This window comes from Microbacterium sp. CIAB417, assembly GCF_022788845.1.
The window spans coordinates 47361-63193 of the sequence record NZ_JAHZUT010000014.1; the positions used below are offsets into that span (position 1 = coordinate 47361).

Consider the following 15833-nt stretch of genomic DNA (forward strand, 5'->3'; position numbering starts at 1 on the left):
AGATATCCATGCCTCGTACCCCCTTGTCCAGCTCCCTCGACGGCTACGAGGTCTGGTTCGTCACCGGCAGCCAGAACCTCTACGGCGAGGAGACCCTCAAGCAGGTCGCCGAGCAGTCGCAGGCCGTCGTCGCGGGCTTGGGTGAGCTTCCCGTGAAGGTCGTCTGGAAGCCCGTGCTGAAGGACGCGGACTCGATCCGTCGGATGGCGTTGGAGATCAACAGCCGCGACGACGTCATCGGCGTGATCGCGTGGATGCACACCTTCAGCCCCGCCAAGATGTGGATCTCGGGCCTCGACGCCCTCCAGAAGCCTCTGCTGCACCTGCACACACAGGCCAACGTCGAGCTGCCGTGGGCCGACATCGACTTCGACTTCATGAACCTGAACCAGGCCGCGCACGGCGACCGCGAGTTCGGTTACATCCAGACGCGACTCGGCGTTGCCCGCAAGACCGTCGTGGGTCACGTCTCGAACCCGGTCGTCCGCCAGCAGATCGAGGACTGGGAGCGCGCCGCCGCCGGCTGGGCTGCGGTTCGCACGCTGAAGCTCGCCCGTTTCGGCGACAACATGCGCTATGTCGCCGTCACCGAGGGCGACAAGACCGAGGCGGAGCTGCGCTTCGGCGTGCAGGTGAACACCTGGGGCGTCAACGAGTTGGCGGATGCGGTCGCCGCCGCATCCGAGTCCGACATCGACGCTCTGGTGGCCGAGTACGAGGAGCTGTACGACGTCGTCGACGAGCTGCGCGCGGGAGGCGAGCGGCACCAGTCCCTGCGTGACGGGGCCGCGATCGAGCTCGGTCTGCGCTCGTTCCTCGAGGAGGGCGGCTTCGGCGCCTTCACGACGAGCTTCGAGGACCTCGGCGCTCTGAAGCAGCTTCCGGGCCTGGCTGTCCAGCGCCTCATGGCCGAGGGCTACGGCTTCGGCGCCGAGGGAGACTGGAAGACGGCGATCCTCGTGCGTGTGGCCAATGTCATGGGTGCGGGCCTGCCCGGCGGCGCGAGCCTCATGGAGGACTACACCTACGACCTCGTGGCCGGCGACGAGAAGATCCTCGGCGCGCACATGCTGGAGGTCGCCCCGTCGCTGACCACCGCCAAGCCGCGGCTGGAGATCCACCCGCTCGGCATCGGCGGCAAGGACGACCCGGTGCGCCTCGTCTTCACGGCCGACCCGGGCTCCGCTGTCGTCGTTGCCATGAGCGACATGCGCGACCGGTTCCGTCTGGTGGCCAACGTGGTCGAGAACGTGTCTGCGCCGGAGCTGCCGAAGCTGCCCGTGGGTCGCGCCGTGTGGAAGCCTGCTCCCGACTTCGCGACCTCCGCCGCCTGCTGGCTCGCGGCGGGAGCCGCCCACCACACGGTGATGTCGACCGCCGTCGGCATCGAGGTGTTCCGGGACTTCGCCGAGATCGCGAAGACCGAACTGGTCGTCATCGACGAGTCGACCACGGTGCGTGACTTCCAGCGCGAGCTGCGGTGGAACCAGGCGTACTACCGTCTCGCGCAGGGCCTGTGATGACGGGTTCGGTGCCGTTGTCGGGTACGCAGCACCTGCTGCGTTCGGGTGACGTTGAGGCGAGCATCGCGAGCGTCGGCGCATCCCTTCGCGCCCTCACGTACGCCGGGCGCGACCTCGTCGTCCCTTTCGGGGCGGACGAGGTCCGCCCCGCCTACCGGGGTGCGACGCTCGCCCCGTGGCCCAACCGGGTCGTGGACGGCCGCTACGCCTTCGGGGGTGAGGAGTACCGGCTCGCGCTGACCGAGCCCGCACGCGGGCATGCGCTGCACGGACTCGCGGCATGGCTCGACTACACCGCGATCGACAAGGGCTCCGACCACGTCACCCTGTCGGCCGTGGTCGAGGCGCAGGACGGCTATCCGTGGCGTGTGCGCGTGGAGACGCGTTTCACGTTGGATGCGGATGGCCTCACGCAGACGGTGACCGCGGTCAACGAGTCCGACACGGCTGCGCCGTACGGCACAGGACCGCATCCGTATCTGGTGGCAGGCGACGGACTCGTCGACGACTGGACGTTCGAGCTGCCCGCCGCCGAGGTGCTGCACGTCACGGAGGACCGACTGGCGCCGACCGAGCTGAAGCCGGTCGAAGCCGACGATCCGTCGCGGTTCGACTACCGCACCGCACGACGGATCGCCGCTGCCGAGATCGATCACGCCTACACCGGACTCATCCGCGATGCGGACGGCTTCGCGACGGTACGTCTGACAGATGCGAACGGCCGCGGTGTGGCCATGACGTGGGATGCGGCGTGCCCCTGGCTCCAGGTGCACACGGCCGATCGCCCGGGTCTCTCGGGACACCGCGTGGGGCTCGCGATCGAGCCCATGACATGCGCGCCGGACGCGTTCAACGCGGACCGGTACCCGTACGACGTGGGCCTCCAGGTGCTCGAGCCCGGCGGTTCGCTCTCGGCGAGCTGGTCGATCCGCACCATCTGACCGGTCACGGCCCGCGTCCACGACACGTTCGCCTGTCACAGATCGCGCCTCCGGCGTCGATCTGTGACAGGCGAACGTTGCTTGCGGGGACGCGGAAGGCCCCGGAGAGGGACGAATCCTTCTCCGGGGCCTTCGATGACAGGGATGCGCGATGACGCCTGTGAGCGTCAGCTGTCGCGCAGGTTCTCCTTGACCTCGTTGCGACGCTCGACCGACTCCTTCTCGGCCTCGGCCTTCTTGACGTTCGCGTCGGCCTTGGCCTCGTCGATCTTGTCGCCGATGCGGTCCGTGGTGTCGTCCCACTTGTCCTTGAGCTTGCGACCGGCGGTCTCCGCGGCCTCCTTCGCATCATCGATGAAACCCATGATGTGCTCCCTTCGTCGAGGTGTGCCGACAGGTTAATCCGGCCATCCGGCGGGACCGGTGGGGTTGCACCGAATGGGGCTGGTTGCTAGCGGCGCTCGGGGTGCATACTCGGCCCATGCGCTTCGAGGCGACCATGTCGCAGTTCGGGAACAACACGGGTATCGAGGTTCCCGGGGAAGTGATCGAGGAGCTCGGCGGCGGCCGTCGTCCCGCTCTGGTGGTGACCGTCAACGGGTACACGTATCGCTCGACCGTCGGAGTGATGGCCGGCAAACACCTGATCCCGTTCAGCGCGGACAAGCGGCGTGAGACGGGCATCGGCGGTGGCGATGCCCTCACGATCGACGTCGAACTCGACACCGCTCCGCGCACCGTCGAGGTGCCGGAGGATCTCGCTGAGGCGCTGGCGTCCGCGGCGCTCCGCCCCGCCTTCGACGCTCTTTCGCCGAGTGCGCAGAAGGCGCATGTTACCGCGGTGACGGGCGCCAAGGCGGCCGAGACGCGGCAGCGCCGTATCGACAAGGTGGTCGAGTCGCTGGGCTGAGCCGCCCCGGGCGCTTTTCCCCATTCTCGACCCGTGAGTCGCCGAGACCCCTCCGATAGAATCCAGGGAGGGGGTGCTGTGGCATCACGAGCGGACGAACCGACGGATCACAAGGGACTCGGAGCCTTGTGGGCCGCACGAGCGTCGCGCCCGAAACTCGCCGATGTCGTGGCCGAGGGCGTCTACATCGCCGCGGCCGCAACACGTCTGTCGTTGAAGAACCACATCCTCGTGGACATCCTCTCCGCCGGAGAAGGATTCGACGCCGATCGGTTCGTGCCTGACGCGAAGGACGCGCTGCTGAAGCTCGCCGCGGAGGCGGAGGCGGACGCCGAGCGCGCGGAGCGGGAGCGCAAGCTGGCGCGTGGCCGCTTCAGCGACTCCGGGGGCACGCACGACTATCGCAGCCGTGATGTGCGCAACCTCCGACGCCGGCGCAAGCAGTCCCTGCGCATCGCCCAGGAGCTCCGCGAGCGCGCGGAGGATCTCGAGGGGCTCCGCGAACTGGTGGAGGCTGCGCGCGAGGCGGCCTGGGCAGAGGTCGCGCGCAACATCGACAGCTCCCTACGGATCGAGGCCGCCCGGCCCGACCTCGAGCCGGGCTACGACAAGATGCGGCAGGCGCGGATGCAGAGCCTGCGGCTCGTCGACCTCCCCCGTCTCGCCGCGCACCGGCGCAGGCTGAACGCGAAGGTCGAGGATGCGGCGCCCGCGGTCTCCGCTGGCACCGAGCGGCGGGGCGGGATCGACGTCAGCGAGCTGGAGTAGCCGTCTCGATTCGCGAGCAACCCCGGTTGTGTTGTAGTCTCTCCTAGTGCCCGCGCGCAGGAATGCGACGGGAAACATGCGCCCGTAGCTCAATGGATAGAGCATCTGACTACGGATCAGAAGGTTAGGGGTTCGAGTCCCTTCGGGCGCACACTGTGTTGAGACAGTAACGAAAAAGACCTCCGCGATGCGGGGGTCTTCTTCGTTAGGTCGAGAAGCCGTCGATATCTGCGCGACTTCCGCTCGCCTGGCTAGCCTGCGGAGCATGAACGCCCTCCAGCAGTTCGTCGATGAGTGGGGCTGCCGCCCGTGACGCGCGGGCGTTCTGGCAGGCGGTCGACGGCTGAGGCGTCACCGCGCGACCCGGTCACGGCGCGGGGGGCGTACTCTGGCGACATGCCGATGAAGCCGCCGACGGCCAATATCGATGAGACCCGCGTGCACGTATCGCGACCGAAGAAGGTCGCGGTGGGCGTGCCGGCCGTGCTGCATGCGCTCCAGATCGCGAACGAGCAGATGGGCCTCAAGCGATCCGCCGAGACCCTGCTCCGCGTCAACCAGAAGGACGGGTTCGACTGCCCCGGCTGCGCGTGGCCGGAGGAGGACAAGCGGCACGTCGCCGAGTTCTGCGAGAACGGCGCCAAGGCCGTCGCCGAGGAGGCGACCGTGCGCCGCGTCGGGCCGGAGTTCTTCGCCGCCCACTCGATCGCCGACCTACGCGAAGGCGATGACTGGTGGCTCGGCCAGCAGGGGCGGCTGACGCATCCGATGGTGCTCGACGAAGGTGCCACGCACTACCGTCCGATCTCGTGGGATGCGGCGCTCGAGATGATCGCGGACGAGCTCAAAACGCTGTCGCACCCCGACGAGGCGGTGTTCTACACATCGGGACGCACCTCGAACGAGGCGGCGTTCCTGTACCAGGTGCTCGTGCGCGGGCTCGGCACGAACAACCTCCCCGACTGCTCCAACATGTGCCACGAGTCCAGCGGCTCGGCGCTGACGGAGACGATCGGCATCGGCAAGGGCACCGTCTCGATCGAAGACATCCACGAGGCGGACCTGCTGATCGTCGCCGGCCAGAACCCCGGCACGAATCATCCCCGCATGCTGTCGGCCCTCGAGAAGGCGAAGCAGCGCGGCGCGCGCATCATCGCCGTGAACCCGCTGCCCGAGGCGGGGCTCATGCGGTTCGAGAACCCGCAGACCCCGCGCGGAGTGGCCTTCGGCGGCACCAAGCTCGCCGACCGCTTCGTGCAGATCCGCTCCGGCGGCGACCAGGCGCTCTTCCACGCGATCGGCAAGCATCTGCTCGAGGCGCAGGACCGAGACGGCGACGTGCTGGACACGGCCTTCATCAGCGCCCACACGAGCGGGTTCGAGTCGTACCGCCGGCAGATGGCGGATGCGCAGTGGTCGCAGCTGGAGGAGGCTACCGGCCTCGGCGAGCAGGAGTTGCGCGCGATCGGCGACGAGGTGCGCGCCTCGAAGGCGACGATCGTGTGCTGGGCGATGGGACTCACCCAGCACAAGCACTCCGTGCCCACCCTCCGCGATGTCGTGAACGTGCTGCTGCTGCAGGGCAACATCGGTCGCCCCGGGGCGGGCGTCTGCCCCGTGCGCGGCCACTCGAACGTGCAGGGCGACCGCACGGTCGGCATCTACGAGAAGCCGGCGGATGCCTTCCTCGACGCTCTCGATCGGGAGTTCTCGTTCGCCGCGCCTCGCGCGCACGGCTTCGACACCGTCGCCGCCATCCGCGCGATGCGCGACGGTAAGGTGCGCTTCTTCATGGGCATGGGCGGCAACTTCGTGTCGGCGACGCCCGACACCGCGGTCGTCGAGGCGGGAATGGCGCGCGTGGGCCTCACCGTGCACGTGTCGACAAAGCTCAACCGCTCCCACGTCATCACCGGTAGCCGCGCGCTCATCCTTCCCACGCTCGGACGCACCGACCGCGATCGTCGCGGCGGCCGGGAACAGCGTGTCACGGTGGAGGATTCGATGGGTGCCGTGCACGCCTCGCGCGGTCGGCTCGCCCCGCCCTCCGAAGACATGCTCAGCGAGGTCGCGATCATCGCGCGGCTGTGCGCGCTCCTGTTCGGCGGCGGGTCCTCGCCCCAGGAGGCGCCGACAGCCCATGACGGCGACCATGAACGTACCCTTCCCGAGCACGGGACGGTGGAGTCCGAAGGTCTGGATGCGGCCGGTCTTCACGACCCGGCCAATGTGCCGCAGGCGGACTGGGCCGCCCTCGAGGCGGACTATGCGCTCATCCGCTCTCACATCGAACGGGTGATCCCTGGGTTCGAGGACTACGAGAGCCGCATCCAGAAGGGACGCACGTTCTTCCTGCCGAACGGCCCGCGCGACGAGCGTCGGTTCGCGACGATCGATGGCAAGGCGCGTTTCACGGTCAATCCGCTGGAGTACCCGCACATCCCCGCTGGGCGCCTGCTGCTACAGACGCTGCGCTCTCACGATCAGTACAACACCACGGTCTACGGCAAGGACGACCGGTACCGGGGGATCCACGGGGGCCGTCGCGTCGTGCTCGTCAACGCCGACGACATCCGCGAGCTCGGCTTCGCGGAGGGGGAGATCGTCGACCTCGTCTCCGAATGGACGGATGCGGACGGCAGCCTCCAGGAGCGTCGCGCCGAGAGCTTCCGCATCGTCTCCTACGACACGCCCCGTCAGAACGCGGCCGCCTACTACCCCGAGACGAACGTGCTCGTGCCGCTCGAATCGGTCGCCGATGTCAGCGGCACGCCCACCTCGAAGGCGGTCATCGTGCGCCTCGAGCACCGCTGAGCGCGGCATGGGAAGACTCACCGAGCGCACCCCGGTCACGCGCATCGCCTTCACGGACGACGGCGTCGCGACGCGTCGTCGCGCCGACACAGTCGTGGTGGAGGAGCCGCTGGAGGTGCGCGTGGGCGGGGAGCCGCTCGTCGTGACGATGCGCACCCCGGGTCACGATCTCGAGCTCGCCGCCGGTTTCCTCACGGGGGAGGGTGTCATCGCCACCGGCGCCGACGTCCGCAGCGCGATCCACTGCGGGGGCCCGGGGAGCACCCCCGTCGGTGCGCCGCAGAGCGAGAACACCTACAACGTGCTCGACATGGCGCTCGCGCCCGGGCGTGAGATCCCCGCCAGGGACGCGGCCCGCGCCTTCTACACGACGAGCTCCTGCGGCGTCTGCGGTGCCGCATCCATCGAGCAGATCACCAAGGTCTCGCGATTCGACCTGGCCGCCGACGAGAGCCGCGCGTCCGCGCGGTGGCTCGCCTCGCTGCCGGACGCGCTGCGACGTGGGCAGGCGCTCTTCGAGAAGACGGGTGGCCTGCACGCGGCGGCGCTCTTCGACATCGCAACGGGGGAGCTGCTGGTGCTGCGTGAGGATGTCGGACGCCACAACGCGGTCGACAAGGTGATCGGCTGGGCGCTGCTCGCCGACCGGTTGCCCCTCGCAGGCACCGCGCTGCAGGTCTCGGGTCGCGCGAGCTTCGAGCTCGTGCAGAAGGCGATCATGGCGGGCATCCCCGTGCTGGCCGCGGTCTCGGCGCCCTCCTCGCTCGCCGTGGAACTCGCGTCGTCGATGCACCTCACACTCGTGGGGTTCTCACGCGGCACCTCGCTGAACGTCTACGCGCACCCCGAGCGGCTCACCGTCGAGGAGTGACGCCGCCGCATCCAGGCGTCCGAGCGTAGGCTGGCGGGGTGAGCGCATACGTTTCGGCGTTCGAGTTGTTCTCCATCGGTGTCGGACCCTCGAGCTCCCATACCGTCGGACCGATGCGTGCCGCCGGTGTCTTCGCCCGGCGGCTCGCGGATGCGGGGCTGCTCGAGCGCGTGCATCGTGTGGGATGCGAGCTGTTCGGTTCCCTGGGTGCGACGGGCATCGGACACGGCACCCCCGACGCGATCGTCGCGGGGCTGGCGGGCCACCACCCCGAAACGGTGAATCCGGAGCTGGTGCGAGGAGCCTGGTCCACGCTGGGGGACGACGGGTCGCTCGCGCTCGCCGGCATCCATCCGATCCGCTTCCAGCTCGCGGACATCGTGCTCTCGCCCCGTGTGCGTCGTCCCGAGCACCCCAACGCCCTCACGCTGACGGCATGGGATGCGGCGGGAGAGATCGTCGCGAGCGAGACCTACTTCTCGATCGGCGGCGGGTTCATCCGCCGCGACGGCGAGGCGGCGCAGGCGCCCGCAGCCGTGCCCTACGCCTACACCAGCGCCGCCCAGCTGCTCGCGCTCTGCGCCGAGACCGGCCTCTCCATCGCCGAGATCGCCCGCCGCAACGAGCAGGCCTGGCGCAGCGAGGACGACGTGCGCACCGGACTCGACGCGATCTGGGGCGCGATGAGCGCCTGCATCACGGCCGGGCTCGCCCACGAGGGCGTGCTTCCCGGGCAGCTCGGCGTGAAGCGTCGCGCCGGCTCGCTGCGGGCGCAGCTCGAGAGCGCCCAGGCGATCGGCCACCGCGAACTTCCCGGTGAATGGCTCGGCGCCTTCGCGCTCGCCGTCAACGAGGAGAACGCCGCGGGCGGGCGGGTGGTGACGGCGCCCACCAACGGTGCCGCCGGCATCCTTCCCGCGGTCGCCATGTACTGGTGGCGCTTCCTCGCGGACGCGGGCGTCGGTCTCGACCGAGCGATCGCCGATGACGAGAGACCCCGCGGCATCCGACGTTTTCTGCTGACGGCCACCGCGCTCGGGTCCTTGTTCAAGGCGAACGCCTCCATCTCCGGGGCCGAGGGCGGATGCCAGGCGGAGGTCGGCTCGGCCTGCGCGATGGCGGCGGGCGGTCTCACCGCTGTCATGGGCGGTACCCCCGCGCAGATCGAGAACGCGGCCGAGATCGCCATGGAGCACCATCTCGGTCTCACCTGCGACCCCGTCGGAGGGCTCGTGCAGATTCCGTGCATCGAACGCAATGCGATCGCCGCAGCCACCGCGGTCACCGCGGCGCGACTCGCGCTGCGCGGCGACGGGTCGCACTACGTTTCGCTCGACACGGTCGTCGAGACGATGCGTCAGACCGGGATCGACATGTCGACGAAGTACAAGGAGACGAGCGAGGGCGGTCTCGCCGTCAACGTCATCGAGTGCTGACCGGGCGCTCAGTCCCGACGAGGACGGAGCTTCTGTGTCAGCGCCAGCAGGGTTCGCAGCTCGTCGTCGTCCAGGCTCGACATGTGCTCGGCGATCGAGCGGCTGTGCACGGCCGCGATGGAGCGGAACAGCCGCGCGCCCGTCTCGGTGGCCCGCACGATGGCGCCGCGGCCGTCGTCGGGGTCGGTGCACTTCGACAGCAGCCCGCGCGCGACCATCCGGTCGACCAGGCGCGAGACGCTGGGCTGGCTGATGAGCATGTTGCGCGTCACATCCCGCAACCGCGCCGACATGTCGGGCGCGCGCGTGACGGTCAGGAGCACGTCGTATTCCCCCTGCTGCAGGCCGCTCTGCTCGAAGTCGGCACCCACCTCGGCGAAGATCTCGTGCTGGGCCCGGAACAGGCTCTCCCAGGCATCGATGGCCAGACGGCGGTCACTCATGCCCGATAGCGTACGCTGTGCCCGGCATAGGCTGGTGCCATGATCGGGGCAATCACGCGCGCCATCGCCGCCGCATCCGCTCTCGCTCTCGCTTTCACCGTCGCGGGTTTCGCCGCCGTCCCCGAGGCTGTCGCGCCTCCGAAACCCGCGACCGTCGTCCAGGCAGGCGTCGACGACTTCACGTTCCGGAGCCTCGACGTCGACTACACGCTGACCCGCGCGGACGACGGCACCTCCCGGCTCCACGTCGTCGAGCGCTTCGTCGCGGAGTTCCCCGAGACCGATCAGAACCGCGGCATGCGCCGCGCCATCCCCGACACGTATAACGGGCAGCCGCTGCGTCCCGAACTGGTCTCCGTCACCGACGAGACGGGCGCGCCGCGCGATGCCGAGGTCGATAGCGACGACGGCACGTGGAGCGTGACGTCGCGCGTGGACGGTTTCGCGCACGGCGCACAGACCTACGTCTTCACCTACGACCTGAGCAACGTCGCTTGGTACTTCCCCGACACGGGGACCGAGGAGTTCTACTGGGACGTGAACGGCGTCGACTGGGCGCAGAGCTTCGGCTCCGTCTCCGCCACGCTTCACGTCGATCCGGCGCTCGCCGATTCCCTCACCGCCCAGGCCGCCTGCTACGTGGGCGCGCAGGGGGATACGACCACGTGCCCGATCACTCTCGACACGGATGCGGCGGCCGCATCCGTGTCGGTGGCGAACGTCGCGCCCCGCCAGACGGTCACGCTGTCGGTGGGGTTCGCGCCGGGCACCTTCGCGATGTTCGACAGCAGCTACTTCGCCTCCGGGTGGGGCTGGGCCCAGAGCGGATCGTTCCTGGCACTGCTCGGGGCGTTCGCGTGGGCGATCGTCGTCTGGCGCCGCATCCTGCGCGACTCTCCAGGGCGCGGTGTCGTCATCGCGGAGTACGAGCCGCCGGCGGACGTCACGCCGTTGACCGCGGCCGTGCTGTTGTCCAAGCCGTCGAAGGCGGCGCCCGCGGCGCTCCTGGAGCTCGCCGTGCGGGGCGCGATCCGTATCGAAGAGGTGCCGGGTGGCTCCCGGGTGCGGCCGAAGCTGCGGGCGGTACTGGTGGATTCCTCCCTCGCGGGGGCGGACGGCCGCGAGTTCATCGACGCGCTGTTCGACGAGAGCGCTCAGCCCGGTGCCGAGTTCGCGTTCGGTGAGCGCAACACCGCGTTCGCTCAGACGTCGGAGGACATGCGGACGTGGGCGGCAGCCGAGCTGGATGAACGGGGCATGTATCGCGCCGTGCCGCGGGGGCGCCGACGGCCCGTGCTGTGGGCACTGATCCTCACGACGGCAGCGACAATCGTCACGGGGGCACTCGCGCTGTCCGCACAGGTCGACCCGGCCCCTCCCGTGCTCATCTTCATCGTTGCGGCTCTGATCGGTGCCATCGGCTTCCTCCTGCTGGCGCACCGTCCCGTGAGCCCCAAGGGCGCCGAGACCCGAGAACGGCTCGCCGGTCTCCGGCTCTTCATCGGCTGGGCGGAGGCCGACCGCATCCGCATGCTGCAGTCACCCGAGACGGCTGAGCGGCTCCCGGTCGACACGACGGATGCGGCGGCGGTCCTCGCGATCTATGAACCGCTGCTGCCCTACGCGGTGGTGTTCGGTCTCGAGAAGCAGTGGGCTGCTCAGCTCGCCGTCTACTACGAGAGCACCAGCGCGCCGGTCTGGTACGCCGGTGCGGCCGTGTTCAACGTGAGCGCCTTCACGAGCGGCGTCAGTTCACTCTCGGCCGCGGCCACCTCCAGCTCGAGCAGCTCCGGCGGCTCGACCGGGGGTGGCTCCGCGGGCGGGGGCGGTGGGGGAGGTGGCGGAGGCGGCGTCTGAGCGCGCGGTAGAATGGGGTCGATGTCTTTCGCTCGCGGAGTGCGCCCCTTCCTGGCTGCCCCGCACCCGAAATGACCGACTACGGAGCCTCGACCGGCACGATTCGCGTCCCGGGCCCGGCTCGCGGGGCCCTGCCCTGGATCATCTGGGTCGCCGGCGCGTTCACATACCTCGTCGCGATCGTGGGTCGCAGCTCGCTCGCGGGCCTCGGCACCGACATGGCGGTGCGTTTCGATGCCGGCTCCAGCACGCTCGCCCTGTTCACGACGCTCCAGCTGATGGTCTACGGAGCCATGCAGATCCCGGCGGGTCTGCTGCTGGATCGCTGGGGCGCCCGCGTCATCGGGACGGTCGGGATGCTGACGATGGCCGGCGGCTCGCTGTGGCTGGCGTTCGCCCCCGACGTGCCCTCGGCGATCCTGGCGCGCCTTCTGACCGGTGCCGGCGACGCGCTCATCTTCCCCAGCGTGTTGCGCCTCATCGCGCTGTGGCTGCCCGCCAAGCGGGTGCCGGTGCTGCAGCAGATCACCGCGCAGTTCGGCCAGCTCGGCCAAGTGCTCAGCGTCGTGCTGCTCACCTCTCTCGCCCACGGCGTCGGCTGGGAGAGCGCCTTCGCCGCCGTCGCGGGAGTCTTCGTCGTCTTCGCCGTTCTCGATGCGCTGATCATCCGCGAGCGGGGTCGGCCCGTGGCCGCCGACGGCAAGCCGCGCCCGCGCCAGCTCGCGCTCGTGGTCGCGGCGCTGCGCGAGCCCGGCACGCGCCTCGGGTTCTGGATCCACTTCGTGACGCCTTTCGCCGGCACCGCGTTCGCGCTGTTGTGGGGCATTCCCTTCCTCATGGCGGGTGAGGGGCTCTCGCGTGATGCGGCCGCAGGCCTCGTGACCGTGTTCGTGCTGAGCGGAGCGGTGTTCGCCCCGCTCATGGGCATGCTCTCGGCCGCGCATCCCGGTCGGCGCCCGCTCATCGCGCTGAGCTCGGTCGCGGCGCAGGCGGCGGCTCTGCTCGCCGTGCTCATCACCCCGGGCGAGGCGCCGCTGTGGCTGCTCGTCGTGTGGGTCGTGACCCTCTCCAGCGGCGGCGCCGCATCCATGATCGCGTTCGACGTCGTGCGCCGGGACAACCCTCTCTCGCGGCTGTCGACCGCGACCGGGGTGGTCAACATGGGCGGTTTCATCGCGGCGCTCGTGCTGGTGTATGTGATCGGCGTGGTGCTGGACCTGCAGGGTGCCGACCCCGCCGCGTACACGCGCGACCAGTTGCGGCTGGCCATGAGCGCGACCTTCGCTCTGTGGATCGTGGGCACCGTGGGAGTCGTCGTCGAGTCCCACGCGCGCCGGCGCGCCCACGGCGCGTACTAGCGCGTCAGACGGGCCGTGCGCATCCCGGCGACCAGCGCATCCACGGCCTCGGCCAGGGCAGCACTGCTCGTGCGGCCGACGCCGGTGGCGTTGACGAACGCGTGGATGTGACCGGGCACGACCTGCAGCGTGGTGGGCACTCCCGCCTCACGCAGGCGCCGCGCATATGCGATGCCCTCGTCGCGCAGCACGTCGAACCCCGAGACGGCGACGTGCGCGGGTGGCTGCCCCGCGAGCTCGCCCCGCAGCGGCGATGCGCGGGGATCCGTGCGGTCGGCGGGCCGCGGCAGGTAGTGCTGGATGTACCAGTCCATCTGTCGTTCGGTGAGGAAGTAGCCCTCGCTGAAGAGGTCGTACGACGGATGCTTCGTGCTCGTGTCGGTGACGGGGAAGAACAGCAGCTGAAAATCCGGTGGGGCATCGGTGGTCAGCTGGCAGACGACCGCACTCAGATTGCCGCCGGCGCTGTCTCCCGCGACGGCGACCGTGGTGCCCCACTCCGGGTGATCGCGCACCCAGCGGTACGCGTCGACGGCGTCTTCGACGCCCGCCGGGAACGGATGCTCGGGGGCCAGCCGGTAGTCGACCGACACGACGCGCAGGTCGGTGTGCGCGGCGATGAACCGGCACACGGAGTCGCACGAGGTGAGCCCGCCGACGACCCAGCCGCCGCCGTGGAAGTAGACGACCGTGCCGGTCGGTGCGCCTCGCGTCGAGCCCTGATAGAGCCGGGCGCCGACCTCCCCGGCACGCGTCGGGATGCGGATGTCCTCGACGACGTCGACAGGATCGCTGCGACCGAAGATCCGCGCCTCCGCATCCACCTGCGCGCGCGCCTGGGGGAGCGGCAGCTCCTCGAAGGCGGCGCCGGGAAGGGCGTTCAGCAGTCGGAGGGCCATCTGCACCTCGGTGAGCAGGCGTTGGCCGTCGATCTCGACCGGCCGGCCCGCGATCAGACGTTGGAGCGGCCCGGGCAGAGCTCCGAGGGTGCGGATGACGGCGCGTGTGACGCGCTCCTGTGCGGTGGAGCTCACGGGCGTCCTCCTTTGTCGGTGGGGGTGCGCAACACCCTAGGGGGCGCATCCCGCGCGGCCCGGGCCTCGACGGCCGTTCCCGCGGACGCAGACGGTCAGACAGAATGACCGTGTGAGCCTCCCCCGCAGAGCGACCGTCGGCCCCCACCTGCTCCGACACCTCGTGCGGCTCGTCGACGAGCGTGGGGTGAGTGTCGACGACGCGCTGCGTCGGGCGGAGGTGGATCGCCGGTCGCTCGACGTGGACAGCACACGGGTGTCGCTGTCGCAGATGCGACTGGTCGTCGCCGCGGCGGGGGCGGCCCTCGGCGATCCGGCGCTCGGCATCGAGCTCGGGCGGCGGCAACCGGTCACCGTCCTCGGCATGCTGGGTCTGGCGATGCTCTCCGCCGCCCGCATCCGTGACGCGATCGAGGTCGCCGTACGGTTCCAGCTGCTGGCCGGGTCACCCGTGCGGTGGCGTCTCGAACACCATGAGCGCTCGCTGGCGGTCGTTGCGGAGACCTACACCGGAGACGCAGCCGTGGATCGGGTGCTGATCGACGCCGCCTTCGCGCACTTCACGCGCATGATCCACGACGTGTCGGCGGGCACTGCGCGACCGGAGCGGGTCGATCTCGCGCGGGCGCGTCCCACGGATGTGGCGGTCTACGAACGCGGGTTGGGTGCGCCGGTGCGGTTCGCGGCTGCGCACGATGCCTGGTGGATCGGCCTGCGGGCCGTCGAGCTGGCGAATCCGTACGCGGACCCGTGGACGTTTGTCGCGACGTGCGCCACGCTCGAGGCCGAGGCCGCATCTGCGGTGGACCGGCGTGAGCTGGTCGCCCGCATCTCGGCTCGGATCGCGGCCGAGCTGCCGGAGGTGCCTCCGCTCACGGCCCACGCCCGTGCGGCGGTGATGAGTGAACGCACGCTCCGGCGGCGCCTCGCCGAGGCCGGCACGTCGTACAACGCGCTCGTCGACGAGCAGCGTCGTCGGGTGACGGAGCGGCTGCTGGCCGCATCCGCTCCGTCGTTGGACGAGGTCGCCGCTGCGGCCGGGTTCGCGGATGCGCGGTCGCTCCGGCGCGCCACCCGGCGGTGGGTGGGGCTGTCGCCGACCGAGTGGCGTCGTGTCGCAGCTGGCCGGGCGGCGCAGCATCGCGACGGGCTGAGCTCCGGGCAGGCCGGTGATGGGAGTGAGCTCCTCGAAGCCGAGCCGCCGGTAGAGGCGCCGATTGTCGGGAGTCGATGACTCCAGGTACGCGTTCTGGCGCATCGCGTCGAGCGCGCGCAGATGCGTCGAGAGCAGAGTCGCTCCCACGCCCCGTCCGCGGGCACGGGCGCTGACACTGATCTCGGCCAGATACCAGTCGCTGCGCTCGGTGGCGCAGCGGGCGGGTGTGGCCCATCGCGTGGTGAACTACGCATTCGGGTCGAAGGCTGCTCTGGTCGCGGCGTTGCTCGAGCGGGAGTTGGAGCGACTCGCGGTTCGCGTGTGGGCGGAGCCGTTGCCCGTCGACACGCTCGAGGTGGCGGTGGCTGCGGCGCTCGGCTCCTTCCTGTCGGAGGTGCGCTCCGACCCGCGCAGATACGAGCGCCTGGCCGAACTGACCGCTCTCGCCCGTGCATCCGATGCCCTGGTGGATGCGGCTCGCACCGAGTCCGCGGCGTACCGGCGGATGATCGCGGAGCGGCTCGAGCTCTGGTGCGCTCAGCGAGGCGTCCGTCTGGCGTCGCCGCAGGTGGTGGTCTCGGCGATCCACGCGGCGGCGGACGGGCTCGCCGAGTGGTGGCTCACGACCAGGGATGACGCTCAGGTCGAAGCGGTGATCGCGGTGCTCGCGGGTGGTTTCGCCCGCGTGGCCACGACGCAGTAAGGGCCGGTCGGAGAGGCTT

14 protein-coding genes, 1 tRNA gene and 1 pseudogene are annotated in these 15833 nt (G+C 70.1%); 12 read left to right on the top strand and 4 right to left on the bottom strand.

All coding sequences use genetic code 11. From position 1 onward, the window contains the following. The first annotated feature begins 8 nt into the window (after positions 1-8). Positions 9-1520 (top strand): L-arabinose isomerase, encoded by a 1512-nt coding sequence (araA, locus tag KYX17_RS30240; RefSeq protein WP_243233213.1) that lies wholly within the window; start codon positions 9-11, stop codon positions 1518-1520. After that, positions 1520-2464 carry an aldose 1-epimerase family protein gene (locus tag KYX17_RS30245; RefSeq protein ID WP_243233214.1) on the top strand — a complete coding sequence of 315 codons (945 nt, stop codon included), beginning with the start codon at positions 1520-1522 and terminating at the stop codon, positions 2462-2464. Before araA ends, KYX17_RS30245 begins: the two co-directional genes overlap by 1 nt. Before the next feature lie 167 nt (positions 2465-2631). On the opposite strand, the gene KYX17_RS30250 is transcribed toward KYX17_RS30245, so the two are convergent. Then, a complete protein-coding gene (locus tag KYX17_RS30250; RefSeq protein ID WP_243233215.1) occupies positions 2632-2829 on the bottom strand; it encodes a hypothetical protein in 198 nt (65 codons plus the stop codon). Between the two features lie 116 nt (positions 2830-2945). On the opposite strand from KYX17_RS30250, the gene KYX17_RS30255 reads away from it, so the two are divergent. The 6 genes from KYX17_RS30255 (at position 2946) to KYX17_RS30280 (ending at position 9263) form a co-directional block, all read left to right on the top strand. After that, the gene (locus KYX17_RS30255) at positions 2946-3374 is read left to right on the top strand and encodes a YdeI/OmpD-associated family protein (protein ID WP_243233216.1); all 429 of its coding nucleotides are present in this window, start codon (positions 2946-2948) and stop codon (positions 3372-3374) included. 78 nt (positions 3375-3452) lie between these two features. Beyond that, positions 3453-4142 carry an asparagine synthase gene (locus KYX17_RS30260; RefSeq protein WP_243233218.1) on the top strand — a complete coding sequence of 230 codons (690 nt, stop codon included), beginning with the start codon at positions 3453-3455 and terminating at the stop codon, positions 4140-4142. A gap of 78 nt (positions 4143-4220) precedes the next feature. Continuing rightward, positions 4221-4293, top strand: a tRNA-Arg gene (locus tag KYX17_RS30265). 245 nt (positions 4294-4538) lie between these two features. Then, positions 4539-6956 (top strand): FdhF/YdeP family oxidoreductase, encoded by a 2418-nt coding sequence (locus tag KYX17_RS30270; RefSeq protein ID WP_243233220.1) that lies wholly within the window; start codon positions 4539-4541, stop codon positions 6954-6956. A gap of 7 nt (positions 6957-6963) precedes the next feature. Continuing rightward, a complete protein-coding gene (gene fdhD / locus KYX17_RS30275; RefSeq protein ID WP_243233222.1) occupies positions 6964-7827 on the top strand; it encodes a formate dehydrogenase accessory sulfurtransferase FdhD in 864 nt (287 codons plus the stop codon). A 38-nt stretch (positions 7828-7865) separates the two neighbouring features. After that, positions 7866-9263: an L-serine ammonia-lyase gene (locus tag KYX17_RS30280; RefSeq protein WP_243233224.1), complete on the top strand. Its 1398-nt coding sequence runs from the start codon at positions 7866-7868 to the stop codon at positions 9261-9263. An 8-nt stretch (positions 9264-9271) separates the two neighbouring features. Here KYX17_RS30280 and KYX17_RS30285 read toward each other — a convergent pair whose 3' ends face one another. Further along, positions 9272-9706, bottom strand: a complete 435-nt coding sequence (locus tag KYX17_RS30285) for a MarR family winged helix-turn-helix transcriptional regulator (RefSeq protein WP_243233226.1) — start codon at positions 9704-9706, stop codon at positions 9272-9274. A 39-nt stretch (positions 9707-9745) separates the two neighbouring features. Here KYX17_RS30285 and KYX17_RS30290 point away from each other — a divergent pair, with 39 nt between their 5' ends. Next, positions 9746-11563: a DUF2207 domain-containing protein gene (locus KYX17_RS30290; protein WP_243233228.1), complete on the top strand. Its 1818-nt coding sequence runs from the start codon at positions 9746-9748 to the stop codon at positions 11561-11563. Positions 11564-11634: 71 nt separating this feature from the next. Further along, positions 11635-12921 carry a nitrate/nitrite transporter gene (locus KYX17_RS30295; protein ID WP_243233229.1) on the top strand — a complete coding sequence of 429 codons (1287 nt, stop codon included), beginning with the start codon at positions 11635-11637 and terminating at the stop codon, positions 12919-12921. Here the strand turns inward: KYX17_RS30295 and KYX17_RS30300 are convergent. Continuing rightward, a complete protein-coding gene (locus tag KYX17_RS30300) occupies positions 12918-13955 on the bottom strand; it encodes an alpha/beta hydrolase (protein ID WP_243233231.1) in 1038 nt (345 codons plus the stop codon). The two genes, KYX17_RS30295 and KYX17_RS30300, sit on opposite strands and share 4 nt — an antisense overlap. Positions 13956-14067: 112 nt before the next feature. Here KYX17_RS30300 and KYX17_RS30305 point away from each other — a divergent pair, with 112 nt between their 5' ends. Next, positions 14068-15189: an AraC family transcriptional regulator ligand-binding domain-containing protein gene (locus KYX17_RS30305; protein ID WP_374209006.1), complete on the top strand. Its 1122-nt coding sequence runs from the start codon at positions 14068-14070 to the stop codon at positions 15187-15189. Positions 15190-15198: 9 nt separating this feature from the next. On the opposite strand, the pseudogene KYX17_RS32475 reads toward KYX17_RS30305, so the two are convergent. After that, positions 15199-15258 (bottom strand): annotated as a pseudogene (locus KYX17_RS32475) (hypothetical protein); the annotation flags it as partial. A gap of 94 nt (positions 15259-15352) precedes the next feature. On the opposite strand from KYX17_RS32475, the gene KYX17_RS30315 reads away from it, so the two are divergent. After that, positions 15353-15814: a TetR/AcrR family transcriptional regulator gene (locus KYX17_RS30315; RefSeq protein ID WP_308220990.1), complete on the top strand. Its 462-nt coding sequence runs from the start codon at positions 15353-15355 to the stop codon at positions 15812-15814. Positions 15815-15833: the final 19 nt, after the last annotated feature.